Consider the following 26531-nt stretch of genomic DNA (forward strand, 5'->3'; position numbering starts at 1 on the left):
TGCGCAGCAGCTCAATTCCGCTACACTGCACATCGGTATATCAAATGCCCCCCGATATACTGGAGCAAGGCTTCGAGAGGATTTCTCCTCGAAATCTTGCTCCCCTCTCGATCTTCAGGGAGCTCGTTTTAGATCATGAAGTGCGCCTACTTTGTCCGCCCACATATTGGCGGCACCTATTCGGTATTCTCCAGGCTTGGACCATCGCTCAAGAACAGAGGAATTGAGCTTCGTTGGCTTGCTGCTGGTGCAACTGGAGATGCAATTGCTATTGCCGAAACTGCTCAGGGGCTTGGTGACGCCTATCGCAAGGGCGACGCTATTGACAAATTGGGCGTCCTAGATGAGCAAACGAGAGCGAAAAAGACGGTCACTTTTCTAGTTGAAAACAATTATAAAGCCGTTTTTGTTAATGTTCTTTCTAGCCGTTTCGAAACCAATCTGGTTCGATATTTGCCGGAGGATATATTGCGTGTAATGATTGTTCACAGTATCACACCTGGAACCTATGCCGCAGCGCGTGAAATCCGCGATTATGTCCATGCAACCGTTGGCGTATCGAAGCGTTGCCGCGAGGATTTGGTCAATAACTACGGCTTCGACCCGAGGCGGATTCTCGTTATTCCCCATGGCTTGAACCGGATCGCCCGGCCCGTGCGTTTACTTGATGGCCCTGATCAAAATGGCCCGCTTAGATTGCTGTACCTCGGTCGTGTTGATGACAGTTCCAAAGGGGTGTTCTGGCTTCCAAGTATTCTTCGACAGCTTGAATGCGATTATCATTTAACTGTCGCTGGTGACGGTCCTGATTTAGAACGTTTGCGGTTTCAGCTTAAAGGATTCGGCGACAAAGTCTCGTTTACGGGTTGGGTAGCGCCATCGGACGTAGCCGCGCTGGTAAGCCAGAATGACGTTATGCTGATGCCTTCGAGATTTGAAGGTTTCGGACTGACACTTATTGAGGCGATGAGCCAAGGCTGCCCTGCTGTCGTGTCTCGTATAGCTGGCGTCACAGATTTTATTGTTACTGATGGGGAAGATGGGCTGTTGTTTCCTGTAGGTGATGTGAGACAGGCCGCCCGCCATATCGATAAACTAGCGTCTGACCCAAAACTCAGAAACAAAATGGCGCTTGCAGCGATCCGCAAAGTCGATGTTGCATTCAACAGCGAAACGGTCGGAGAAGCCTATTCTGATCTGCTCGAGAACCTTTCTGCAGAACCTCCGAAGATTGCGTCACCTTTAAAACTCTCGCAATGGAAGATGCCACCAGCACTACATACCAGCTTACGTAGCAGATTACCCAAGCCTGTAAAAAACTGGCTAAGACAAGTCCGGGAGCGCATGCATACTGTCTTGTCGGCCGTGTAACGAAAGCCAACAGCCAAGGACACGAGAAATGAATCTCTTCACATCACGGTTCCGCAATTCCCAGCTGTTGAGAACCAAGGCACATACGCTGATTCCGGGTGGTTGCCACACTTATGCAAAGGGAGATGATCAGTACCCTGTGCTTTCACCTGGTTTTATTCAGCGCGGATCCGGGTCGCACGTATTTGATGTGGATGGTAATCAGTATATCGAGTTTGGCATGGGTAATCGTGCCGTCGGATTAGGGCACGCCTATCCGCCGGTTCTACAGGCCGTTCGAGATGCGTTGCAGGATGGCTGCAACTTCACGCGTCCAAGTGCAATCGAAATTGAATGTGCCGAAGCCTTTCTCGAACTTATTAACGGCGCAGAGATGGTGAAGTTCTGTAAAGATGGATCAGACGCGACTTCCGCCGCAGTGCGGTTGGCGCGCGCCTATACCGGTCGTGACATGATTGCATGTTGTGGGGACCACCCATTCTTTTCCACGGATGACTGGTTCATCGGTACCACGAAAATGAACGCCGGGATTCCTGCTTCCATCGCTGCGCTTACAACAACGTTTCGCTATAATGACCTTGCCAGTGTCTACGCATTATTTGAAAATTTTCCCGGCAGGATTGCAGCGCTTATACTTGAGCCGGCTCGTATGGAGGAACCGGAGAAGAATTTTTTGCATGAGGCACGTAGGATCGCGCATGAGAACGGAGCACTATTCATCCTAGATGAGATGATCACAGGGTTCCGATGGCATGAGCGGGGTGCGCAAAGAGTTTATGAAATTGAACCGGATTTGTCTTGTTTTGGAAAAGCAATGGGCAACGGTTTTGCAATATCCGCCTTAGCTGGAAAGTCAGAATACATGCAGTTAGGGGGCCTGACCCAAACTGAATTTGCTCGGGTTTTTCTTCTTTCAACGACGCACGGTGCTGAAACACATGCCATGGCTGCAGCGATCGCAACTATGAAGATTTACCGTGATGAACCTGTTGTTGAGCGCCTATACCAGCAAGGAACGAAGCTCTCCGAAGGCATAAATGCAGCGATTGCCAATCATGGATTGACTGACTATTTTCGTTTGATGGGAAGACCGTGCTGCCTTGCCTATTCGACTAGCGACGAAAATGGAAAGCCATCTCAGGCCTTTCGAACGCTATTTCTGCAGGAAACAATTCGACGCGGAGTTCTAATTCCATCCCTGGTAGTCAGCTATACTCACACCGATACAGATATTCAACGGACCGTTGATGCGGTTGACGGCGCGCTTGGAGTATATCGGAGGGCGCTCAATGACGGAGTTGAGACTTACCTGACCGGTCGATCTTCCCAACCGGTCTATCGACGGTTTAACGAAGCTCCCAGCTACCCTTCGCCCGTGCGATGAGAGCCGCACGCATCAGCCTACTCGCTATTGCAATGCTGTTTTGCACTGGATTGACTCACGCTGAGGATGTCTTTCCTCTTCATGTTATTGCGAACCATCATTATTTTGAAGATGCAAAAGCTCGGCCTTTTATGCTGCACGGCGAAGCAGCGTGGTCTTTGATTGCTGAACTTAAACGTGAGGACGTCGAGATTTATCTCGAAGATCGCAGAAGACGAGGGTTTAACGCGATACTTGTCAATCTCATCGAACATCGCTTCTCTACTAATCCGCCGGCGAATGCTTATGGTGATAAACCTTTTAAAAACAGCCCATTCGGACTGCTGGGAGAGGCGTATTTCTCCCATGCCGAATGGGTAATAGAACAAGCGGAGAAACACGGGTTGGCAGTGTTCCTTGTCCCCGCTTATCTGGGCGTCAATGGAGGCGAGGAAGGTTGGTTTAAGGCTGCAGAAGCGGCTGGGCCTGACCGTATGAGAACTTACGGTGAAGCCGTGGCGCACCGATTTTCAAAATTCAATAATATCGTCTGGGTTCTAGGTGGAGACTTTGATGCGCCCGAACACGCGCTCGTGTCACAACTTGCGCTAGGTATTGCTTCTGTCTCGCCCAACGCGCTCCAAAGTGTTCATTCCGGCCGTGATACTCCTACATTAGAACTGTGGGGACGTGAGAATTGGCTGTCATTCGATACCATCTACACCTATGCGGATATCCATAAAACGACACTTGAACGCAGCAAAGCAGGGTTGATGCCAGTGGTCCTGCTGGAAAGTGCATACGAGTACGAGCGTGAAACGACCGCAAAAATGGTCCGCCGAAATGCATATGGCGCTTTGCTTGGTGGTGCTGCGGGACAATTTTTTGGCAACAATCCAATTTGGCATTTTTCGGGTCCTGGCGTCTTTTCCAGCGATTACTCTTGGAAGGAAGCATTAGATAGTCCTGGCGCGCGCTCAATGTCGGTCCTAAGAGCTTTTTTCGATGCCATCCCATGGACACAACTTGTGCCCGATCGTGATGGCTCAATCACCGACCTTGAGGAAACTTACGCAGCCGCTTCAAGTGACAAGAGACTGACCGTGATCTACGCAGACGCGGGCAGTTTTCGAATTAGAAGCAATTCAGTCCCGAAGACAAGTGTTGCTTTATGGTTCGACCCGACATCTGGAAAGTCCCGTGCAGCTGCGCCTCCACAGCTGACTGGAGAGTTCCTAAACTACACAGCACCTGCCGACCGCGAAAATTCCCCCAGAAGTGATTGGCTTCTCGTAATTGGCGATGGTGAAAGCTTGAAGCTCCTCCGTAAGGCGTAGTGAGTATCCACTTCTGAGCAATCGTTACACGCTTGTCCTAATCAAACATGCCATCGGACAACTCGTTGAACGCGCGCTTTGAAGTTAACCTCGATTAATGAATTTAATCAGGAGCGGGTTATGAAAGTACTTGTTACGGGTCATCAGGGCTATATTGGATCGGTCATGGTTCCGATGTTGATCAACGCTGGGCATGACGTCTCAGGGTACGATATCGGCCTTTATGAGCATTGCATGTTCAAAGAGGGTGGGCCGATATTTGATGTTCCCGCGCTCCGCAAAGATGTTCGTGACGTTATACCGCGTGATCTGGAAGGATTTGACGCAGTCATTCACCTCGCAGCATTATCCAACGACCCACTCGGAAATCTCAATGAAGAACTAACCTATCAAATTAATCATTTGGCAAGTGTCGAAATGGCGAAGGCGGCCAAGGCAGCCGGCGTTGGAAAATTCCTACTTGCATCGTCGTGCAGCAATTACGGCATCAGCGATGGTGAACTGATCGACGAGACTGGGGAACTTAAACCTGTTACCGCTTATGGCCGATCAAAAGTGAGAGCGGAGCGGGATATCGCCTCATTGGCGGATCCCAATTTCTGCCCCGTTTATCTCAGACCAGCGACGGCATACGGTGTTTCGCCTTTCCTGCGTTTTGATATTGTACTAAATAATCTGGTAGCGTGGGCGGTAACCAAGGGACTAATCTATCTTAAATCCGATGGAACTCCTTGGCGGCCAATTGTACACATTCGTGATATCTCAAGGGCATTTATCGCGGCCATGGAAGCGCCTGTTGAAGTTGTTTTCAACGAAGCTTTCAATGTTGGTTCAACGGAACATAATTACCGAATTCGTGACATAGCCCGCATTGTTGCAGATAATGTTCCTGACTGTAGGATTGAATACGCTGAAGATGCGGGGCCTGATACAAGGTCGTATAGAGTGAGTTTCGAGAAACTCGCGAGGATATTACCTCAGGCAAGACCGCAATGGGATGCAGTTGCAGGTGCGAAAGAGTTGCTATCAGCCTACAGTCAGTCATCTCTTAAGCTCGAGGAATTTGAAGGCCCGCAATTTCAACGTATCGCGCATATAAGGATGCTTATTGAAAAAGGTACTATCGGATCTGATCTTCGTTATGTCGAAGACAGCGTACCTTTGATCAAAGCCAGTGCATGATGAGTACCGTGATGTTAAGAAGAACAGCTGAGGTGCCCCCCCTGGACACAAGTCACGGTGCGCAGATTTTCGAGCTCGCAACGCGTTTGTTTCCTTTGTGTCGCAGCCTTGCTGGTGAAGGTGTTCGGGCAACGCTCGAAATGATAAACGAGTATCTGCCGTTACAAATTCACGCAATTCCAACTGGAACGCAAATATATGATTGGAAAGCACCGCATGAATGGACGGTCCACGACGCTTTCATACGGGATGATGCTGGGAACAAAATTGCCGATTTTAAGCGTAACAATCTGCATATCGTTAATTTCAGTCTGCCCGTAAGGGCAAGTTTGCCCTTGGTAGAGCTCAAGAAACACATCCACACATTGCCTGAGCAGCCGGGCTTGATCCCTTATCGCACCTGTTATCATGTTGAGGGTTGGGGATTTTGCATGGCACATACTGATCTTATGGAAATGAAAGACGGAATTTATGATGTCGTCATTGATGCTGAAAGACGTGTCGGCGATTTACGGTTTGGCGAGTACGTGCATCAGGGCGAGACACAAGAGACGTTTCTTCTCTCTACTCACCTCTGTCACCCATCGCTCGCCAATGATAATTGCTCCGGAATTGCACTCCTCACGCTCCTGGGAGCTGCGTTACGATCTAGAAAGACGCGGCTGACCTATCGCCTATTGTTCGGCCCGGCAACTTTTGGTGCGCTTGGTTGGCTTCAACGCAATGAAGCCGGATTAAAGTGGATAAAGCATGGCCTTGTACTCTCATGTGTTGGAGATGGCGGCGGCCCGAATTACAAGCGAAGCCGAATAGGAGATGCCGAAATCGACCGAATTATGGCTCATGTCTTGCAGCACTCGGATTTTCAGGACGCACATACCCACGACTTCTGGCCTTACGGCTACGATGAACGGCAGTTTTGTTCACCCGGATTCAACCTACCCGTTGGCTCGTTTCAGCGAAGCCTCTACGGAACTTTCCCGCAGTATCATACTTCGGCAGATAATCTTGACTTCATCAAGCCTGAATGTCTCCAACAATCCTTTGAACTTATCATGAAGACTATCGACATAGCGGAGGCAGATCGCACGCCTTTCAACACCTCGCCGAAGGGTGAACCACAGTTGGGACGGCGAGGATTGCTTGATCCAATTGGTGGAAAGCCCGCAAGCGAAGAATATAGAATGTCACTCTTATGGGTACTGAACCTCGCTGACGGCGAACACTCGCTCCTCGATATCGCGGAAAGATCTCAGATTAGTTTTGAAACAATCGAGCGAGCCGCGCAGAGACTGGAAGCTGTGGGACTTCTGCGAGAAAACTAATTTAAAGGTGCGGCCAGTTCTTGTCTTTCTCAGACAATACGCTTGGCATGTCTGGCCATGGTATACCAAGCGTTGGATCATCATAACGGACACCGGTCGCAAAGTCAGGCGCATAGGGTGTTGAAATCATGTACCGTAATAATACGCCATCCGTGAGCGTTTGGAAGCCATGAGCACAGCCCTTTGGGATATATAGTTCAACGCCATTTTCTGCGGATAGTTCAAGCCCTGTCCAATGCCTGTAAGTTGGCGAGTCTGTTCTCAGATCAACGAGCACGTCCCAGATCACTCCTTGTAGGCAGGTTACAAGTTTGGTTTCTGAATGCGGTTCGTTTTGATAGTGAAGTCCCCGGAGAGTTCCTTTCTCACGCGAGAATGACAGGCTGTGTTGAGGATAACGGGTTTCCATTCCTCGCTCTTCGAATGCACTCTCGCAATAAACCCGAGCAAACCAGCCTCGTTCGTCCGTGAGCCTCTCCGGTTCAATGGACCATGCACCATCAATGTTCAGGGATGTGAATCGCATCGTTCGCCTCGTAAGAATTGATATTCATTCTGACATTTACGCCCCGCGGCGATAGAGGATTTTTGGGACCAATTGCATGGACGAAAGTTGGGAAATACCTCCACCAAAAGGTGTAGGGTACACCGTCATATTTGATCAATCGTGATGCCGAGAGGAGAAGTGTACTCAATCCGTCAGGTGATGTCAGCGGCCAATCGTATAGAGGGAGCGCACCACATGGCAGTCTCGGAAATTGATCGATGTCTGATTACTTTAAATTATGAATTGAGTTCGGCATTGATACCCATTGCACCCATTAGGCACCGGCCAGCGCGAGGTAGACAATATGACCATTCAAATGTCGGGGATATCGCGGAGTACGAATATGGCTCAAGAACAAGTCGGTTGCCGTTTGTGTGGAACACTTCTCAAGCACACGTTCGTCAATCTCGGAATGTCCCCTCCGTGTGAGAGTTTCATCACAGCAGACCAGCTTGACACAATGGAACGCTATTATCCGCTGTATGCCTTTGTGTGCGACCATTGCTATCTTGTCCAACTTAAGGAGTATGTCAGCCCAACTGACATTTTTTCCGAATATGCTTATTTTTCCTCCTATGCGACGAGTTGGGTAAACCATGCCAAGAATTACTGTGACGAGATCACGAGAAAACTCGATCTGACTGCTGAGAGTTTTGTCGTCGAGATAGCAAGCAACGATGGATACTTACTTCAACATTTTCTAACAAAGAACATCCCGATCTTAGGAATTGAACCGGCAGCTAACGTTGCTGAGACTGCAATTTCCAAGGGTATTCCCACTCTCGTTGAATTTTTTGGATCGAGCTTAGCTGCAAAAATGGCAGCAGAAGGACGCAAAGCAGATTTGATCGTCGGCAATAACGTTCTTGCTCAGGTGCCGGATCTCAATGATTTTGTGCGAGGGATGCAGCTTTTACTGAAACCAGAAGGGGTAATAACGCTTGAGTTTCCTCATTTGGCTAATTTGATTGAGCAAAATCAGTTTGATACGATCTATCATGAGCATTTCTCATATTTTTCCTTGCTGACGATCCGCTACATGGCGCATCGACATCACCTCAAAGTCATTGATGTCGAAGAATTGCCCACTCATGGGGGGTCTCTTAGAGTCTATCTTGCTCACAATGCAAGCAGAAGAAAAGCGGGCCCACGCGTGTCGGCTCTTCTAAAACGCGAGCAGGCGTTCGGGCTTAATGAAATTTCTACGTACGAACAATTTTCTGAAAAGACGCGCCGCACCAAGCGTGACCTCCTTTCCTTTCTCATCGCGGCGAAAAATGCTGGGAAGCGCATATGTGGTTATGGAGCGCCGGGTAAAGGAAACACATTACTCAACTACTGCGGTATTGGTACCGATTTCCTCGATTTCACCGTTGATCGAAATCCATATAAGCACGGGCGGTTTACGCCAGGCATGCATATCCCTATTTACGATACTCCGATGATTGATACTTACAAGCCTGACTACATTCTGATCCTACCTTGGAACTTCAAGGACGAGATCATCCGCCAGATGCAACATGTGGTAGAGTGGGGGGGCAAGTTCATCATACCGATCCCGCACGTCACTCTCATCGATCCGGCATTGCTCACAGAGGAGCGCTAACATCATGAAAGTCGTTCTTTTCTGCGGTGGTTTGGGAACCAGGATACGTGAATATTCTGAAAATGTACCAAAGCCAATGATACCGCTCGGCCACCAGCCAATACTGCATCACGTGATGGAGTACTATTCTGATTACGGACACAATGAATTCGTTTTATGCTTGGGCTATAAGGCAAACGTCGTCAAAGACTTTTTCCTAAACATAAGGCCACAGACATTTGCAGATTGTGTGGTCTCAGACGGTGGACGCAATGTTCGTTTATTGGAAGAGGTTGATCGCAACTGGAGCGTAACCCTCCTTGACACCGGCATCTGGCGCAACATTGGCGAGAGATTGTGGAGCGCGCGACCGCATGTCGAAAATGAAGACATCTTTCTCGCAAACTACAGCGACGGTCTAAGCGATGTCGACCTCGACGACATGAAGCTTCGATTTGAAAGAAGTGGCAAATTGGCTTGCTTCCTGGCAGTGCGTCCGCCGCTCACGTATCACCTCGCTGACATCGCGGAGAGTGGAGATGTCCGCGCGTTTCGCACGTCAAACACGTCGGATATCTGGATTAACGGAGGATATTTTCTCTTTCGAAAGGAAATATTCGATTACATGCGCGAAGGAGAAGAGCTCGTACTTGAGCCATTTTCCCGGCTGATCGCAGATAATCAATTACTAGCCTACAAGTACGAAGGTTTTTGGCGATCCATGGATACGTTGCGCGATTGGCAGACCTTGGAAGACATGGTCGAGAAAGGGGATATGCCGTGGAAAAAGCACAGAAGTGAAATGAAAGCGGCTAACATCGCGATAGCATTATGATTGACCTGCTTTCCTTGGCCCAGCTGGAGCGTCCAATCAATATCCTCTGTATCGGCGCCCACTCGGACGATATTGAGATCGGTTGCGGGGGAACACTTCTGAAACTGTTGGCAACGTCACTTCCAATCCACATAGATTGGTGTGTTCTTGCCGGTGATGCCACAAGGCGAGGTGAAGCAGAAGCCTCTGCTCGTGACTATTTGCAGAATGTCGAGACACCTTCCGTCCATCTCATGGATTTCGAAGATAGCTATTTTCCGGCCCATGCACGTGAGATCAAAGAGTGGTTGCTTGAATGCAGAGAAATACATCGACCGGATATTGTCTTCACGCATAACCGTTTTGACGCGCATCAGGATCACCGGACTGTGCGAGAGCTGACATGGAACGTTTTCCGTGATCAGCTCATTTTGGAATATGAGATCCCTAAATGGGATGGTGACCTCGGTCAGCCGAATAGCTACGTAGCCTTACCAGCCCCAATCCTTGAGCGGAAACTTGCATTATTGATTAAGCATTTTGGAACCCAACGGTCCAAAGACTGGTTCGATGAAGAAACGTTTCGAGGAATTGCACGCCTCCGCGGCATGGAATGTCGAGCGGATGAAGGATATGCCGAAGCATTCTATGCGCCGAAACTGCGTATTTTCTAGGCGTTGAGCTTCTGCATTGGGTGCGTTCGAGAGCGAAATTACTCTGCGAATTGATCGGACTTGCAACGATTGAAAATCATTCTACCAATTGGAATGGCTGAAGTCGCAGCCGGTGAAGGCGCATTGCATACATGCAGAGTCCTCTTGGTCTGCAGGAACTTAAAGTCGTGAATCAATTGGCCGGAGCGGGACACCGCTTGTGCCCTTATGCCCGTTCTGTAGGGACGCAGGTCATCCAACTGTAATGACGGGCAATATTTTCTACATTTTTCTAAGTAGCTTTTTTTGATTAGACTGTCCTTGACCTCATGCATACCTGATGCCAGATGTTGCGATATTAGCTTCCAAAAGCCTGGAAAGCGCACAAAGGAAGCGATATCATCCAAGTTTGCTGAGAACTTCGCATAGCCTTCGCGGGAAAGTCCGAGAACAGCGTTTGGTCCCACAGTCAAACTCCCATCGATCATCGGTGTCAGGTGAATTCCAAGGAATGGCAATGCGGGATCGGGTACCGGGTAGATCATGCGTTCTACGAGATGATTTAGCTCTTGTTTTAACGCATAATATTCGCCACGAAATGGAACGATACGAAAATCTACTTCCAGTCCTGATCTTTGAGCAAGCCGATCGGCTTGAAGTCCAGTACATGCAACTGCGTAGCGGCTTTCCCATATACTTTGGTCGGTATGAATTCTGACACAGTCGGAACGCTCTTCAAAAGAATCCACGTGCACTCCCGTGATGAGTGTTCCGCCATTCGCCTTTATCAACTCGCCCATCGCTTTCGTCACTGCGCGATAATCAACAATCCCGCTTTGTTCGACGAGGAGTGCTTTCAACCCGGTGATTGCCGGTTCCAAGTCAGCGAGTTCGTCTTTATCAATCATCCTGCAACTGATTTCGTTGATAGCCGCATTCGCACTCAAAGCCTCTAGCCGCTTGGTCTCGTCTGAAGTGGTGGCGACTACGAGTTTGCCGGGTGTACGATATGCAACATTGTTTTCTTCACAAAATTGCTTCGTGGCACGCTCGCCTACACGACACAATTCAGCTTTTAGACTGCCAGGTTGATAGTAGATTCCCGCGTGGATAACGCCGCTATTGTGTCCAGTTTGATGAAAGGCAAGGCTGTCTTCTTTTTCAATAAGAAGAATTCGGGCGTCAGGTTGGCCCTTGGATACAGCCATGGCAGTTGCCAGACCGACAATGCCTCCTCCAACGATGCAATAATCAAACATGGTGCAGCTCACTGATCGTCGTTTCGCTCCTAAGCAGATTAATCGCATGCAGAAATCGCAGGGTCAATCAACCTTTATGTTGCTCGTCTGAACTAAAGTTTTATGCTTGGAATGGAGTGGAAAGATTCCTTTCGCCAAATGCTGATTTCGAAATGTTGTTGGCTGATGAATTTTTAGGAGAAGGATGAAATGATTCCGAGATGGTAGGACCCCGAAGTGAGCTTTCCGATCTTGCTGTCTTTCTGCTTATCGTTCGGTACCGAAGCTTTCGCAAAGCCGCCGATCAGCTCGACTTGTCAGTTTCGGCTCTTAGTCATCGGATGAAGGCGCTGGAATCCCGACTTGGTGTGCGTCTGCTAAATCGGACTAGTCGTAGTGTTGCTCCGACTGCTGCAGGCTCTATACTTGCTGAAAAAGTTGCTGCAGGACTTGAGATTATCAATAGTGGTATCGACGAATTGCAAGGCCAATTCAGCGGCATCGCTGGTAGAGTACGAATTAACGTTCTAAAGGATGCTGTGCCACTGCTGCTGCAAGAGGTGTTGCCGATCTTCATCGAGCGTTATCCGAGTATCGAATTGGAAATTGCTGCTGACGACAATTTTCTTGATGTCACTGCAGAAGGGTTTGATGCCGGTCTCAGATATGCCGGTTCAATACCTGAAGATATGATTGCCGTGCCGGTCAGCGCTCCCTTAAATTGGGTTGCAGTTGCATCACCATCTTATCTGGAGCGGGCAGGGAGCCCAGTACATCCCACCGATTTGTTGAAACACAATTGTATCCGAATACGCACTGGTCGAGGGCAAATTTTCCATTGGGAATTTGATCGTGGGGACGAACACCTCCAGCTTGATGTTCCTGGCTCGCTGATTTCGGGTTCAACGGATGTTTCAATGGCTGCAGCTCTATCAGGCACAGGGGTCGCCTACTGTCTGGAAAAACTCGCTGAACCATATGTTGAAGCCGGTCGGTTACAGATTTTGCTACAGGAATGGGCTTCTCCTGGCCCGCCGCTGGCATTCTATTACTCAAGTCGACGGCAAGTTCCCTTCGGTTTGCAAATGCTGATTAAAACAATTCGAGAATTCCAGCAGTGACAATGTTGAGATAAACTAAATGATCCGTTGATCCTGGCTGTGTTGATTCAACTAAGCCGACGCCTTAACGAAGAGTCTGAAACCGAGTTTTCCAGTTTCAGCCCAGTTTCAGCTATGATGGAGACGATATGTATATTCCCAGCGTCGACCGCTACGAAGGTGTCGATTACCGCCGCACTGGCCGTTCTGGCTTGCTCTTGCCACCCATCTCCCTAGGGTTATGGCAGAATTTCGGAGGAGCCGACGTGTTCGAAACCGGGCGCGCAATCCTTCGCCGTGCATTTGATCGCGGTGTGACACATTTTGATCTCGCAAACAATTACGGGCCGCCCTATGGCTCGGCCGAAGAAAACTTCGGTGTTGTTCTTAAAAAAGATTTTCGCCACCATCGCGACGAACTTGTCATTTCTACGAAAGCAGGTTGGGATATGTGGCCCGGACCTTACGGTTCAGGGGGGTCGCGAAAACACGTACTTGCGTCCTTAGATCAAAGCCTTGGCCGGATGGGGTTGGATTACGTTGATATCTTTTATTCGCATCGGCCGACAGCGGATGTCCCTCTGGAGGAAACAGTGGGGGCCTTGGTCCAGGCCGTGCGCCAAGGAAAGGCGCTTTACGTGGGTGTCTCTTCTTATAATCCAGAACGTACCCGAGAAATTGAATCCCACCTGAAGGCCGAGGGGATTCCACTTTTGATCCATCAGCCATCGTACTCGATGCTCAACCGCTGGATCGAAGACGAGCTTCTTTCGACACTTTCGGATCTGGGTACGGGCTGTATTGCTTTTTCTCCTTTGGCACAGGGACTTTTAACGTCCAAGTATCTCGCTGGAGTTCCAGATGATGCACGCGTGTCGAAAGGCGGTTCCTTCAATGAGCGTTTGTTGAGTGCAGACAACCTGACACGGGTACGAGCATTGGATGCTCTTGCGAAAAATCGCGGCCAATCGCTCGCTCAAATGGCGATTGCCTGGGTTCTTCGTGATCATCGCGTAACTTCGGCACTTATTGGCGCACGTACCATCGCGCAGCTTGACGACTCGCTCGATGCGTTGAAAAATCTGAACTTTAGTTCCGATGAACTTCGGGAAATTGACGCTCACGCCGGGGAGGGAAGCATTGATCTTTGGCGTAACGTGATGCAGCAGAACTAGTAATAGTCCCCTTGAACGGAAAGGTTCAAGGGGATTTTTTCGCCGCGTATTCTTAATTCATCAAAGTTGCGGAAAATCGTTATAAATATCAGCGCGGGTTTGCGGAACAGCTGAGATTCCACGTTTGCGTTTAGAGGCCAGAGTTTGATTGATCTGGACGGTCCCTCTCTCAAACGCCAATGCGCATCCCGCTAAATATAAAACCCATAAACGCGCCTTTGCGAAGCCTACCTCCTGGACAGCCTTATCAAAATTGCTATAGAGGCGCTCACACCAGAGTCGGCAGGTTCGTCCATAATGTTCGCGTAAATTCTCCACATCATGCACTTCAAAACCGTGGCCTTCGAGATTTTCAACGGTCATTCCCAAATGGTCGAGTTCACCGCCAGGGAAAATGTACTTCACGAGAGCCAGATGCTCAGCACTCTTATGTCTAAAGGCTTTCTTACTCTTTTTCATACGTCTGGTGATGGCGTGATGCATGTAAAGACCACCTGGACGCAAAAGCCGATTGACGGCGTTAAAATATGTCTCGTAATTCTCGATACCCACGTGTTCGAACATTCCGACCGATGAAATTTTATCAAACTGATCATCAAGTTCAGCGTAAGATTTGACATGGATCGTGATTTTTTCCTCCAGTCCTGCGGCTTTGATCCTTTCTCGTGCGAGCGCAGTCTGTGCTTCAGATAGCGAAACGCCAGTTCCAGTTACGCCGAAATTTTGAACTGCATAGATCAGAAGAGCGCCCCATCCACAGCCGATGTCTAAAAGACGGTCACCAGGCTGCAGACGAAGCTTACGACAAATCAATTCGAGTTTATCTTTTTGTGCCTGATCGATACTATTTTCCCAGCTCGTAAAGTATCCACAGGTGTAAACCATCCGCTCATCGAGGAACAGTTTATAAAATTCGTTAGAAACATCATAATGATGTGTGATGGCTTCCTTGTTGGAGCCGCTCACAAAGGGAGCCTTTCCGTCGACCGCTGACCGGGCAGACTGTTTGCCTGCGAAAATTAGCGCGGGGAGATCTTTAAAAATTTGCCATTTCGGTAACTCTTTTATCCGCTGCTTGAGTTTTCCGTCGATTTTGGCGTTTGCAAGATCAAAGATTGTGCCGTTCTTGATGTCGACACGACCTGAGACCCAAATGTCAATTAATGAATCGTAATTGGGTTTGAGGATTAGCTGGCGGACGATTGTTGGATCATTGATGACGAGTATAGCGCCATCAAAATTGCCGATGCGGGTACCGTCCCAAAGCTCCACATCAAACTGGGGACGAATTGTTTCAATTACTGTTCGTATGATACGCACCGACTTAGATTCAACAGTCATTCAACGCCTCTCAAATCCGCAGCCCAGAGCTTAGCGAATTATACCATTTGATTTATTCCTCCGATGAATTGTTATTATGTTTTTCAACAGTTGCAATGAGGTCCTGCCAACATTGTCTCAATACTGAGCGCAATAGGGCAATATTTATCTCAACTCTTCGCGATTTCTGCAATCAAAGGGACGACATTCTCAATTCTGGACGAGGGAGCGTTTTGCGGCTTCCACGATCGTTTTTGTGAGACTGGAAAGGCCGTCTGCAGCGAGCCTGTTGACCTGCCAAAATAAAGGTATGTCAAGGTTTTGTCCTGGAACCAGGTCTACAAGGCGCCCTGCTTCGATATGCTCTTTAGCGAGGTGTATTGGATTCATACCCCATCCCATCCCTGTAACGCTTGCCTCCACGAAACCATGCGTTGAAGGCAGCCAATGTTCAGGAACATTGATATTGACGCCAAGAATTTGGTTTATCCAGTTCAACTGTAAGCGGTCTTTTTGATTGAAGGTAAGGGATGGGGCTTTGGCGAGAGCATCCGCTGTGACACCATTGCTAAAGTAACGGGCCACGAAGCTTGGACTTGCAGTCGCGTGGTAACGAAGTGCGCCTAGGCTGAACTGACGGCACCCGGGGACAGGCTTCCCGGCACTCGTAACCGCTGCAACGACCTTCCCCTGCTTGAGCCATTCAGCGGTCGAATCCTGATCATCGAGCGCAAACCTGATCAGATAGTCACTTGATCGCGTGAATTCGCCAGCCGCTGCGAGGAACCAGGTGGCTAGGCTATCAGCGTTGGTGGCTATATGTAACGTAACACGTTGCTGGACTTGTTCACCAAGCGCAAGAGACGGCAGACTTTTGAGGAGATCAGATTCCAGTATACCTACCTGCTCCATGTGCCGGCAGAGCAACAAGCCTTTCTCTGTGGCCTGGCATGGCGATCCCCGTACAACCAATGTGGTACCGAGGCGTTCTTCAAGGTGTTTTATCCTCTGCGAAACCGCCGAGGGGGTAACATTGAGTATCGCCGCAGCGCGTTCAAAACTTCCCGATTGAACGACTGTCTGCAAAACCTTCAAGGCAAAATAGTCTAACATGGATTAGCCAATCTTATTTGAGATAAGAATATTTAATTAGGCTAAATTCATGAAGCCGTCTATTCCAGGACGAAACTGTTCGACAAGGCGCCAAACATGAACTTTGCTACTTACGTAACCGGTATGACGGTGGGACTTAGCCTGATTGTAGCGATTGGAGCGCAGAACGCTTTCGTCCTGCGGCAAGGTATCCGTAAGGAATATGTTTTCTCTGTTGTCGTGGCCTGCGCACTTTCAGATGCAATTCTAATTGTGATTGGCGTCACGAGTTTTCAAAAAGTAATTGAAATTTCGCCGTGGCTTGATCCGGTAATGCGATATGGAGGAGCAGCATTTCTCTTCTGGTATGGTTGCAAAAGCCTCTTTTCCGCCTGGAAATCGACTGGAGCGTTGGAAATTGCGAATGGAACCACCGCAAGTTTCGTAAAAACGATGGCGATGTGCCTCGCGCTCACTTGGCTCAACCCTCATGTCTACCTTGACACGGTAGTGCTTTTGGGCACAATTTCGACACGGTTTCCAAGTGATCAGTTCGAATTTGCCGCAGGCGCGGTCACGGGTTCGTTCCTATTTTTCTTTACACTGGGCTACGGCGCCAGATGGTTGCGGCCAATTTTCAGTCGGCCTGCACCGTGGCGAATTCTGGAAGCAGTGATTGCAATTATCATGTGGCTGATAGCTTTTAAGTTACTACGCGGCTTGTAAATTCGCCAGTGATCTCCTTTCGCCCATCATTTCAACACAGCCGCCAACTTTACAGCAAGAGCAATGTCATTGATTGGCTTTCGTACGACTTCTATATGCTGAAATCGTTTAGGAATTGACGAATGGTCGCTATATCCAGTCATAAAAATGAAGGGTATTCCCTTGTCCGACAGATCTTCCGCGACCTTTTCGGAGGTGACCGCTCCAAGACTGAAGTCAAGAATAGCCACCTCTGGCTGAAATGATTGAAGGGTCAACAAGGCTTCGTCAGCATCACTCGCTAGACGAATATCACCTGCTCCCATTGTACGCAGCGTGTCTTCGACATCCATCGCTATTAAGCTTTGATCCTCAACCACAAGAATTGAAGTTCGATCAAGAGGAGGCACATGGGCGGTAGTCTTGACGTTGGAGCATGTGACGTCGGCCAGTTCCTTGCTAACGTGTAGGGCCGGAATGTTAAAGGTAGCGACCAAGCCATTTATGCGGTGTTCGATATGAACCTTTCCCCGCAGATCGTATTCAATAGAACTTCTTATCAATTTAGTTCCAAACCCTGTCCGTGATGGCGGTGAAACGACTGGGCCTCCGCTTTCGCGCCAAGAAATTTCACATTCCCCCGATGGCAGAACAATCCAATTTATCGCCAGTTGACCCTGCGTTGTAGAAAGTGCTCCATATTTTGCGGCATTCGTCATCATCTCATGCACAACAAGCGACAGAACACTATAACCTCGCTGATCGAGCGCCGTAGGTGGACCTTCAATGGTAATCTTGGGCGAAGTACTGTTTGCACGATAAAGATTTGCCTCGGTTTCCATCAAGGTCGCAACTAAACCACTTTTTGAGCCGTCGAGTGATTGATCGTGTGCAGACGCAAGTGCGCTCAGCCGACCCTCCAATGTCAGTGCATAATCTTCGACGCTGTCGGCGCCCATACCAGTCTGCCGAGCAATTGATTTGACCAGAGCCAGAATATTTTTAACCCGGTGATTAAGTTCCGCGTTTAGTATGCGCCTTCGCTGATCTGTGCGGATCCGTTCTTTCTCGGAAATCTCAGTTTGGCGAAGTATCACATCTCGAAGATATGTTGCGATCGCGCGCGAAACAGACAAGTCAGTCTCCGTCCAAGGGGTTGATTGTCCGCGAACATCTTCGCGCCACGTTTCAAAACTCCCGCGCGGTGTCAGACGTTGACCCATCGGTGTATCAACGATTTGCTTCACAGGCTCGCCAGCCCATTCCACCCGATGGGCTTCTTCGTTACGAAAGAGTATCAGATACTCGCCAAAGGTTACAGATAACGGGATAGCCACCATGCCGGCGACGCTGGATTTATGCTCCTCAATATAGTTTTCAATTTGCGAAGTTGACCAGATGTCGCCTGGCGACTCCTTTTTGGCTACTTGTAGAAGCTCGCGGGTCGACGTTTCATCAAGAACGTCACCTGTTTCAAACCATTTATCGTCCATCCAAAGCGCCGCCCCATGACTGGAAACGAGTTTTGCAAATTCTGGCAATTGCGCCAGAAGATCGTCGCGCATTGAGTTGTTTGTACTAAGTCGAGAAACCAGCTTATCCAATTTCATTCGTGCTTCTGCGGCCGCCTGTAAGGTCGCGCGTCGTTCACAAGCTGCAATATGAAGGGAGAAGTACTGCCCAAAAAGCTCAGCTCCTATCCGCAGAGGCAGAGCTGTAATCTTTGGCCGATCATGATGACAGGCGATCAATCCCCAAAGAGCACCATCAACAATAATTGAGATGGACAGCGATGCCGAAACGCCCATATTGTTGAGGTATTGGCAATGAATCGGAGAGACGCTGCGCAACTGTGCGAATGACATATCCACCGGCTCTTCAGAGAAAGCCAGTCGGGGTTCGAGCTCAACGGGTACTGAAGCTGTGTCAGAGATCATTCTGATCGTGTTGGAGACGTAGAGTTTTCGGGCTTGGGCGGGTATGTCGCTTGCCGGGAAATGCTGGCCCAAAAAGCTCTTCAGAGTAGATGATTTTGCCTCGGCAATCACCCGGCCAGCACCGTTATGCAAAAATCTGTAGACCATCACGCGGTCATAACCCAGCATGGCGCGAACGAGCTTAGCTGCAACCGTTGCCGCACGCGAGACACTTTCTTCGCGTCCGAGACGGTGGATCACAGAGCGTGTGAGATCAAGGGCTTGCCGGGCAGTTTGTCCGCGATCTGGCGAGGGCTCGAACTCGACAAAAGTTAGCCCGTTGTGTGTGTGAACGATCGCATCATAAAGGCCCTGCTTTCTTGGAAAACGAAATCCAATGATGATTGACGAAAGGCCAGGTTCTCGCGCTTTAGCAGCAGCGTTGCGGAAATCGTGAGCATTCTTTTCGCCAACAATTAAAGAAATTTCGGTTCCAGGGATCAAATCACCCTTGTAGCCCGTTAACGTTGGGACATTGGAAGAAGCAAACAAGAGCCGTTGATTGACAGGGTTGACCACAAGCATTGCGCCGTGTGACTGGATCGAACCTGGAATATGAATTGGCTCCCGATCACAGTTCGTAAGGTTCACGGGTTCGGAAATGGACATTTTTAAAAGCACACTTTCTAACTATGGCATTGCAGATCACCAGTTGCCGAAATGTGAGGTCATTACGAAGCTAGGACCTGAACATCTCGCTCACTTCGTGAATTTTATGGATACTCGACTTCCAAGACTTCCAAGACTTCCAAAACGAAACTTCCGATCTTTAACGCGAGTTATGTCTAAAAGTAACATAGAGGCCCATAGCCGTCTGTCCACTTCTGGACAGTTTTCCAGTGAAATAGGGATATGCTTCCAATGACCATTCAACCTCTTCAGGAGTTTTCAGACAATCTTTTGCTGATGATGCTCAGCGAGAGCGATCGTCAAAAACTTTCACCACATACGATGGTCTTCGACCTCGAAGCGCTGACGATATTGCACAAGGCCGGCGATGATGTGGTCAATACCTGGTTTCCTTGTGGGCCGGCCATGGCCAGCTTCCAACGCTGGATCGATGCTGATAATAGTGCTGTCGAAATCGCGTTAATTGGGAGAGAAGGTGCGGTAGGCGGTATCGTCTCCAATGGCAGTTTGCCAGCTTACGCAACGGCAATCGTTCGCAATTCGGGGCGGTTCTACCGTATCAAGACAGCAGCTCTCGAGCAGGTAAAGTTGGAATCTGTTGCTCTGCGACACTGGTTTGCACGCTATTCCGACTGCCTTATGGCGCAAGTTTTCCAGACCGCTGCTTGTAATGCCACCCACACCATTACGCAAAGAACGGCCAAATGGTTGCTAGCTGCTGCTGCACGGACTAGCTCAAGTCATTTTGAACTTACACACGATCAGTTGTCTGAAATGCTTGGCGTTGGACGCACTTTTGTTACGCGAACAATTGGCCAACTGCGTGCGGAGGGCATCATCACAACGCGTCGCGGTATGGTCATTATTGAGGACGAAGTTGCCTTGAGGAAAAAGTCATGCAGTTGCACCTCAGCCATAGAGGAGCATTACGACGCTGTAATGCATGGAATATACACTTGAAGTTTACACCAAACATCGTTGAAGGAGCCTAGTCCAGAATGGAAAATCAACTGACAAACCCTCTCACGGCCGTTCCTGCAGGATTGGGGCAATTGTGGGCATTGGCAATACAATATGGGCTTTCGCTCCTTGGTGCAGTCATATTGCTGATCGGAGGTTGGCTCTTCTCTCGAATTTTAAGCCAGTGGGCATATAGAGGTCTGTCAAACGTGCGTGGAATTGATGAAACGTTAGCGCGTTTCTTTTCGCGCGTACTTCACTACGCTTTCCTTATGCTTGTATTCGTTATGGTTCTTGGCCAATTCGGAGTGCAGACGGCATCTATTATCGCCGCGCTGGGCGCTGCGGGTCTTGCTATCGGGCTGGCATTGCAGGGTACTCTGCAAAATATTGCCGCCGGTATCATGTTGCTCGTGCTGCGTCCGTTCAGAGTGGGAGAGTATATCGAGACCGCTGCCGTCAAAGGCACTATCTCTGAAGTCGGTCTGTTTGCGACTGAGCTTAAGACTGAAGACGGTCTTTATCTAATGGCGCCGAATTCGACACTTTGGAACACACCAATCACTAACTTTAGTCGCGAGCCGGAACGGCGCCAGCTATTATCCATTGCAGTCAGCTCGGATGTTGAAATTCAATCCATTAAGGCTGCAGTGACAGAGATAGTCAGGTCAGACTTGCGCGTAAGCAACAACCCAGCGCCTCGTGTCATGTCAGATGATCTCACCGCCGAAAAGATTACATTAAGGATTGAATACTGGGCAAATTCTCGCAACTTCTACGAGACGAAAAACGATATTATTGACACTTTGAAAGCAGGGCTCGCGCAAAAGGGTATTGTTCTCAAATAATCCATTCAGCTCGAGCGGCCTCAGCTTGAGGCCGTTACTGTCAACCACGGTGCCGGCTGAAGTGAAAGAAAAAATAAAAAACGCGAAGCCAAACGTAATGCACCTAATTTTATCAAGCTAACTGTTCTCTAGACTGTCTCACAACCGTGCGAACGTGAAATCCATGAAGCGCGTACCTTATGCGCGCAACTCTCAACCAAAATATAAAGGGCATGCAGATCTTCTTGACCGATTTTTCTCTCTATGCCGTTTCAACAAGCGCACTGAACCTCATATCATAAGCGATACGATGTAGACTGAAGTGAGCTCTGTAAAATTTGTTTGGCGTTTTTTTAGCAGATCGAATGTTCTGATTGCTTTGGCATTCATTCAATTTATCCGTCTTAGGATGCAGCCTCAGGCGTTTTGCTGCTGCAAGACTGGAGCGGTAAACTGGCCAGAATTCTGCTGATGTCCAAGAGACGAGCGGTTCTGACAACACCATGGTTAAGCACAGTGGCTTTTGTCTCTTCCGCTATAATATATCGATGGAAAGGCCGCCGCTTGTGAGGAGCGGCGGCTTCAAATTATTTAGTGGTGTAGCCACCATTGACGAGTATCGTCTGTCCGGTCATCCACCATCCTTCCGAAACCATAAAGCGAATATAAGGCACAATATCCTCAATGTCAGTCAGACCGGTATTTGAAAAATTTGATAATGCAGCTGCTGTCTTGTGGTAAGCAACGGCATCTTCACCTTCGGCCGGATAGAAAAATGGAGTATCCATAGGACCGGGGCCAATGGAAGTGACAGAGATGCCTCGTTCTCCGAATTCCTTCGATGCTGCCCGCGTGAAATGCTCCACGGGTGCCTTGGTTCCTGCATAACTGGAATAAAAAGGCGTGTAAGCACCCAGTAAGGACGTCACGATCGTCACAAGTTTACCGTTGTCGTTGAGATGGCGACCTGCTTCCTTGATGAAAAAGAATGCGGCCTTTGCGTTCACTGCACTCATCTCGTCATATTCTTGTTCAGTAATCTCGAGAATGGGCTTTTTCAGAACCTTTCCAACTGTGTTTATCGCGATGTCTGGCTTTCCAATTGCTGCAATGGCATCAGTGAAAAGTTTTTCTACCGCCCCTGCGGAGGAAAGATCGGCCTGAAAAGCAACTGCCTGTGTCCCAAGTGCATTAAGGGCGGCAACAGTTGCAGTCGCTTCGACGCTTGTTGATGGGCTATTATAGTGGATGGCGATACTTTTTGCGCCTTCTTGAGCGAGGTCGCGCGCAATAAGGCCACCGAGGTTCTTTGCGCCGCCGGCAATCAATACAGTCTTTCCCTTGATGCTATGAGAAGTCATCTCTGTCTCCAGATGTTAGGAATTCAGGTTTTTGAAATCGTGCATCATATAAATACCGTCTAGATATGCAGTATAAAGCTCTGTATTCTGACATCACTTGTCAGAATTTGCGAACAAATGGAGATCCGATACCTGTGGACCGAATTGACCTCTTTCGTATCTTCATTCGTGTCGTTGACTGTGCAAGCTTTACCCGAGCGGCGGCGACACTTGATATGCCTCGATCATCTGTTTCTGCTGCCATTCAGGAACTCGAAGGCCGCATAGGCGCCAGACTCCTCCACAGAACAACCAGAAACGTCTCTCCAACCAACGATGGAATTGCATTTTACGAAAGATGCACACGCGTTATTTACGACGTCGAAGAGACTGAGAATCTTTTTCGTCAAAAAGCTTCGCGACCGTCAGGCAAGATACGTATAAATGTTCCGGGCAGAATTGGGCGGCTGATTGTTGCGCCTGCACTTTCCTCGTTTCTTACTCAATATCCTGACATAAATATCGACATCGGAGTGACGGATCGGGCGGTCAACCTAGCAGAGGACAGTGTAGATTGTGTCCTGCGGGCGGGCCATCTTGTAGATTCAAGCTTAATCGCCCGATCGATCGGTGAATTGCCATTATTGAATGTTGCGGCACCTCATTACCTCCAACGCTACGGAATACCTGACAGACCGGAAGAGCTAGACAGTCATCTTGCGGTTAATTACGCATCGCCATCAACTGGACGGATCGAGGACTGGGAGTGGATGGAGAATGGTGAAATAAAGAAGAAAGCTTTGCGGGGGCGCGTTACAGTCAACAATGCGGAAGCATATATAGCTTGTTGTCTCGCAGGCCTTGGCCTAATTCAGATTCCCGCTTACGACGTGCAGTCACATATCGATAGCAACGAATTAGTCGAATTTATGCCAGCATATCAAGCACAGCCTCTACCTCTAACAATACTTTATCCTAGCAGGCAGCATCTATCCAGACGTTTGAGTGTTTTTGTCGATTGGCTAGAAGCACTCCTGCGAGATCAAATTCGCTAGAGACTTACCCTGACTACCGTGAGCGTTTGAGCAACATTGGAGGACGAAAAGATTTTAAGTGGATGAACGTGTCAGAGAATGATTGGATTTTTTCAACATTTCTCAATACAGGTCTCCCAGGAGCCGTAACTATAGCGTCCTTGAATAACCTTATCGGTTCAATTTCCGCTTCTATCGAATAGCAAGCATCCATTTGGAAGAATTTGGTAGATTGCAACAAACTCATTTGCATCAATTTGGCTATTCTTATCAGCATCCAGAAACCTAAACAAATCTGTACGAGATATGTCTTGTTCTCGAGGAAAATCATATGGCGGAAAATCGAGCACGTTGACAAATTCAGAGTCTGAAATGAAACCGTCGGCATCTCTGTCGTAAACAGCCATAAATCTCTGCCAATCCACACTTGCGGGTTCGCATGAAAAAGATAAATTTGTAAACGATATTAGAAGAGTGAGGCCAAGCGTCAAACGCATCGACGGTGATATCCATCTTTGGGTAATCATTAATGTGCGAGCTTCGAAAGCTATATCTCATATGCAAGATAATCAAATCCCAATTTTGATGATGCTTGCATCTTGGCGTCGCAGTCGAACGGTTAATGTCGTGATGTCTGGGGGCGCAATCTTATCAAGCTTCGGCGAACCCACTGGGGTTCCAGTTGACCGCCAACTCTGATCTCAGAAGGCTGTAACTGTTGAAGGGTAGGGCACAGAATTTAGCAATACTACCCAAGGACGAGCCATGGTGATAATCGTGAGCGAAAGAATCAAACAGGCAAACTGATCCGTCCTAGCCCTGTTCTGGTTATCGGCTAAGGGGAGCAAATGCTGATTTACGAACTCGCCGCATTTGGTGCCGCGACCTGTTGGGCAGTGACCGGACTTATCTCCGCAGGACCAGCGGGGCATCTTGGTGCACCAACATTTAATCATGTACGCCAAATTTTTGTCACGGGTTTACTCCTCACTTACGTTGTCTTTACCGGAACTTGGCGCGAGTTGAATATTAGCAATATTGGCCCACTTGTGCTATCTGGCGTCATTGGAATTTTCTTTGGTGACACCGTTCTTTTTGCCGCCTTAAATCGCTTGGGACCTCGTCGTTCAGGTATTCTTTTCGCGATGAATGCGCCGATAGCAGCGGTCATGGGTTGGTTGGTTCTGGGCGAAACGCTCGCATTACGTTCGGTTCTAGGGATTGGATTGACAATTTTCGGTGTCTGTCTCGCAATTTTCTTTGGTAAAAGACCCAATCAAAAACACCCTTGGGAGGCAGTCAAAGGCGCATTATGGGTCGGCGTTTCATTTGGAATTCTTGCAGCACTTGGACAGGCCGTTGGTTCGATAATTGTCCGCCCCGTGATGGAGTCCGGAATTGATCCTTTCGTCGGCTCGCTGATGCGGGTCGGTGTCGCTGCAGCATGCCTTAGCGCGTTCACCCGTTTACCTATCGCTTCGGTCAAGCCCCGTAATCCTCCAACCTTACCCGTCCTCGCGATGACAGCACTGTCGGGGTTTGTGGCATTAGCTGTTGGTATGACACTACTCCTTTATGCACTTTCAGGCGGCAAAACAGGCATTATATCGACCATTTCAGCGACAACGCCGGTGATCATATTGCCAATGTTGTGGTTACGGACGGGCGAGCGTCCGGCTGGAGGTGCTTGGCTTGGCGCTGCGTTTGTAGTCGCAGGACTTGCCCTAATTGTTTACCGCTAGTTTCCATCCGCCGATAAAGACAGGCTGGACCGTTCCCGGAGGGGGGCAGCGCACGCCAAATGGTGCTTGATCATCTTGAATTTTGTTCGCTCGTACCGGAAAACAGAACAAGATAATACATACTGCTGAATGTCCAGCGTGCGCCAATACATTTTAGGATAGCGTGTGGCGCCCAGTGCGGCATATTAGACTGGCCTCATTGTCGGTGCAGTCAATTTGGTTGTCTTCTACCCGGCGCTCGGCGATTAGAAGAAGCAGTGTTGCGGGCTGGAACCTTCATCAAGAAGCAGTGACTTTCTTACCATTGCGCAACTCTGACACTGCTTAGATCCCTATTCACTTTGTTGCAATCTTTCTCGATATGCAGAAATTTACAAGTGATCGTGGTTCACAGCCAGTCGCAGCAGCTTGACAGCCTCCTGATATCTGAGCAGTAGCTAAAATGAAGAACGTCAATTAAAAGTCCAACAAACGACTCGCGATGGATATCGGACTACTTTAACAATGTCGGGTATTGAGCAACAAATGAAAAAAACAATTTTACTTGGTGCTATTATTGTCTCCTGCGCGACAACAGGTGCACGCTCAGCAGAACTGTCTATCACGCAACGAGTAGTCGCCAGCGAAATGAATCAGATCGTGTTCATTAAAGCGATAACGCAGCGGATCGCGGAACAGAGTCCAAACTATTCCATCGATGACAAGAAATTGGATGCCAGGCGAGATTCTGTGATGAGCATCGCAAAGACAATGTTTTCATCCGGCCAAGCCTTCATGGAAGCGGCCGGTATGAATGCAAAAGACAAAATGAGTGCGGAATTGAAGCTATTCTTCCAAACACGAGGTGTGAATTGGAGTTCTTCGTCCGCCGCTTATTGCGAACTGGCAGAGGGTCTTGATGTCATCAAGTCGCCAGTGAGTGATTACTTGGTAAAGCGATGATACCGGCAGTTAACGAGTACGCGCTGAATCCCTAGTTCATAGACTTATCGCTGTAATTTGTTCGCACTAATTTTTGAGAAATCAAGTCAACCAGATTAATCGAGCACTCCCGCTATAGTCTATGAATTGACAGTGCTTAGCCACGCCTTTAGTGGCTTTCATTTTGGATCCTCACGGTTGTGAATTTTTTATGGCACGCATCGTCAACGATGCGTGATCGCAAGCATATGAAACTCTTCTTGAAACGGCAGGCGTAGTGTTTATAAGCCAACG

23 protein-coding genes are annotated in these 26531 nt (G+C 48.7%); 16 read left to right on the forward strand and 7 right to left on the reverse strand.

Translation table 11 applies throughout. The features are described 5' to 3' along the window. Positions 1 to 135: 135 nt before the first annotated feature. From KMS41_25345 to KMS41_25365, 5 genes are all read left to right on the forward strand, one after another. Positions 136 to 1371, forward strand: coding sequence for a glycosyltransferase family 4 protein (locus KMS41_25345; GenBank protein QWK81799.1), 1236 nt, complete (start codon positions 136 to 138; stop codon positions 1369 to 1371). Positions 1372 to 1399: 28 nt separating this feature from the next. Further along, positions 1400 to 2755 carry a glutamate-1-semialdehyde 2,1-aminomutase gene (locus tag KMS41_25350; GenBank protein ID QWK81800.1) on the forward strand — a complete coding sequence of 452 codons (1356 nt, stop codon included), beginning with the start codon at positions 1400 to 1402 and terminating at the stop codon, positions 2753 to 2755. Beyond that, the gene (locus tag KMS41_25355) at positions 2752 to 4071 is read left to right on the forward strand and encodes a DUF4038 domain-containing protein (GenBank protein ID QWK81801.1); all 1320 of its coding nucleotides are present in this window, start codon (positions 2752 to 2754) and stop codon (positions 4069 to 4071) included. The genes KMS41_25350 and KMS41_25355 overlap by 4 nt, the downstream gene beginning before the upstream one ends. Before the next feature lie 120 nt (positions 4072 to 4191). Further along, entirely contained in the window at positions 4192 to 5253 is a 1062-nt protein-coding gene (locus KMS41_25360; GenBank protein ID QWK81802.1) for an SDR family oxidoreductase, read from the forward strand. Between the two features lie 11 nt (positions 5254 to 5264). Further along, a complete protein-coding gene (locus KMS41_25365) occupies positions 5265 to 6578 on the forward strand; it encodes a DUF4910 domain-containing protein (GenBank protein ID QWK81803.1) in 1314 nt (437 codons plus the stop codon). A gap of 1 nt (position 6579) precedes the next feature. Here KMS41_25365 and rfbC read toward each other — a convergent pair whose 3' ends face one another. Continuing rightward, positions 6580 to 7104 (reverse strand): dTDP-4-dehydrorhamnose 3,5-epimerase, encoded by a 525-nt coding sequence (rfbC, locus tag KMS41_25370; GenBank protein ID QWK81804.1) that lies wholly within the window; start codon positions 7102 to 7104, stop codon positions 6580 to 6582. A gap of 325 nt (positions 7105 to 7429) precedes the next feature. Between rfbC and KMS41_25375 the strand changes: the two genes are divergently transcribed. Genes KMS41_25375 through KMS41_25385 form a run of 3 tightly spaced genes read left to right on the forward strand, consistent with a single transcriptional unit; the run spans position 7430 to position 10198 of the window. Beyond that, the gene (locus KMS41_25375) at positions 7430 to 8731 is read left to right on the forward strand and encodes a class I SAM-dependent methyltransferase (GenBank protein QWK81805.1); all 1302 of its coding nucleotides are present in this window, start codon (positions 7430 to 7432) and stop codon (positions 8729 to 8731) included. 4 nt (positions 8732 to 8735) lie between these two features. Then, positions 8736 to 9545, forward strand: a complete 810-nt coding sequence (locus KMS41_25380) for a glucose-1-phosphate cytidylyltransferase (protein ID QWK81806.1) — start codon at positions 8736 to 8738, stop codon at positions 9543 to 9545. Further along, the gene (locus KMS41_25385) at positions 9542 to 10198 is read left to right on the forward strand and encodes a PIG-L family deacetylase (protein ID QWK81807.1); all 657 of its coding nucleotides are present in this window, start codon (positions 9542 to 9544) and stop codon (positions 10196 to 10198) included. Before KMS41_25380 ends, KMS41_25385 begins: the two co-directional genes overlap by 4 nt. 38 nt (positions 10199 to 10236) lie before the next feature. Here KMS41_25385 and lhgO read toward each other — a convergent pair whose 3' ends face one another. Then, positions 10237 to 11436, reverse strand: coding sequence for an L-2-hydroxyglutarate oxidase (gene lhgO, locus KMS41_25390; protein QWK81808.1), 1200 nt, complete (start codon positions 11434 to 11436; stop codon positions 10237 to 10239). Between the two features lie 200 nt (positions 11437 to 11636). Between lhgO and KMS41_25395 the strand changes: the two genes are divergently transcribed. Both KMS41_25395 and mgrA read left to right on the forward strand, forming a co-directional pair. Further along, a complete protein-coding gene (locus tag KMS41_25395) occupies positions 11637 to 12536 on the forward strand; it encodes a LysR family transcriptional regulator (protein ID QWK81809.1) in 900 nt (299 codons plus the stop codon). A gap of 128 nt (positions 12537 to 12664) precedes the next feature. Further along, positions 12665 to 13690 carry an L-glyceraldehyde 3-phosphate reductase gene (gene mgrA, locus KMS41_25400; protein QWK81810.1) on the forward strand — a complete coding sequence of 342 codons (1026 nt, stop codon included), beginning with the start codon at positions 12665 to 12667 and terminating at the stop codon, positions 13688 to 13690. Between the two features lie 60 nt (positions 13691 to 13750). Here the strand turns inward: mgrA and KMS41_25405 are convergent, their stop codons facing one another. Together KMS41_25405 and KMS41_25410 are read right to left on the reverse strand one after the other, a co-directional pair. Further along, positions 13751 to 15031 carry a cyclopropane-fatty-acyl-phospholipid synthase family protein gene (locus tag KMS41_25405; protein ID QWK81811.1) on the reverse strand — a complete coding sequence of 427 codons (1281 nt, stop codon included), beginning with the start codon at positions 15029 to 15031 and terminating at the stop codon, positions 13751 to 13753. Positions 15032 to 15220: 189 nt separating this feature from the next. Continuing rightward, the gene (locus tag KMS41_25410) at positions 15221 to 16123 is read right to left on the reverse strand and encodes a LysR family transcriptional regulator ArgP (GenBank protein QWK81812.1); all 903 of its coding nucleotides are present in this window, start codon (positions 16121 to 16123) and stop codon (positions 15221 to 15223) included. 96 nt (positions 16124 to 16219) lie between these two features. Here KMS41_25410 and KMS41_25415 point away from each other — a divergent pair, with 96 nt between their 5' ends. Continuing rightward, complete coding sequence (locus KMS41_25415) at positions 16220 to 16828, forward strand: LysE/ArgO family amino acid transporter (GenBank protein QWK81813.1); 609 nt, start codon at positions 16220 to 16222, stop codon at positions 16826 to 16828. Between the two features lie 26 nt (positions 16829 to 16854). Here the strand turns inward: KMS41_25415 and KMS41_25420 are convergent, their stop codons facing one another. Continuing rightward, a complete protein-coding gene (locus KMS41_25420) occupies positions 16855 to 19392 on the reverse strand; it encodes a GAF domain-containing protein (protein QWK81814.1) in 2538 nt (845 codons plus the stop codon). A 252-nt stretch (positions 19393 to 19644) separates the two neighbouring features. Here KMS41_25420 and KMS41_25425 point away from each other — a divergent pair, with 252 nt between their 5' ends. Then, positions 19645 to 20373 carry a Crp/Fnr family transcriptional regulator gene (locus KMS41_25425; GenBank protein ID QWK81815.1) on the forward strand — a complete coding sequence of 243 codons (729 nt, stop codon included), beginning with the start codon at positions 19645 to 19647 and terminating at the stop codon, positions 20371 to 20373. 38 nt (positions 20374 to 20411) lie between these two features. Continuing rightward, positions 20412 to 21221 carry a mechanosensitive ion channel gene (locus KMS41_25430; protein QWK81816.1) on the forward strand — a complete coding sequence of 270 codons (810 nt, stop codon included), beginning with the start codon at positions 20412 to 20414 and terminating at the stop codon, positions 21219 to 21221. A gap of 566 nt (positions 21222 to 21787) precedes the next feature. On the opposite strand, the gene KMS41_25435 is transcribed toward KMS41_25430, so the two are convergent. After that, positions 21788 to 22561 carry an SDR family oxidoreductase gene (locus KMS41_25435; protein ID QWK81817.1) on the reverse strand — a complete coding sequence of 258 codons (774 nt, stop codon included), beginning with the start codon at positions 22559 to 22561 and terminating at the stop codon, positions 21788 to 21790. A 134-nt stretch (positions 22562 to 22695) separates the two neighbouring features. Between KMS41_25435 and KMS41_25440 the strand changes: the two genes are divergently transcribed. Continuing rightward, positions 22696 to 23595, forward strand: a complete 900-nt coding sequence (locus tag KMS41_25440; protein QWK81818.1) for a LysR family transcriptional regulator — start codon at positions 22696 to 22698, stop codon at positions 23593 to 23595. Between the two features lie 158 nt (positions 23596 to 23753). On the opposite strand, the gene KMS41_25445 is transcribed toward KMS41_25440, so the two are convergent. Then, positions 23754 to 23981: a hypothetical protein gene (locus KMS41_25445; GenBank protein ID QWK81819.1), complete on the reverse strand. Its 228-nt coding sequence runs from the start codon at positions 23979 to 23981 to the stop codon at positions 23754 to 23756. Between the two features lie 441 nt (positions 23982 to 24422). Here KMS41_25445 and KMS41_25450 point away from each other — a divergent pair, with 441 nt between their 5' ends. Then, positions 24423 to 25316, forward strand: a complete 894-nt coding sequence (locus tag KMS41_25450) for a DMT family transporter (protein ID QWK81820.1) — start codon at positions 24423 to 24425, stop codon at positions 25314 to 25316. 504 nt (positions 25317 to 25820) lie between these two features. Next, on the forward strand, positions 25821 to 26258 hold the full coding sequence (locus KMS41_25455; GenBank protein ID QWK81821.1) for a hypothetical protein: 438 nt from the start codon (positions 25821 to 25823) through the stop codon (positions 26256 to 26258). Positions 26259 to 26531 lie beyond the last annotated feature (273 nt).

Source organism: Ochrobactrum sp. BTU1 (assembly GCA_018798825.1).
In the GTDB taxonomy this organism is placed as follows: domain Bacteria; phylum Pseudomonadota; class Alphaproteobacteria; order Rhizobiales; family Rhizobiaceae; genus Brucella.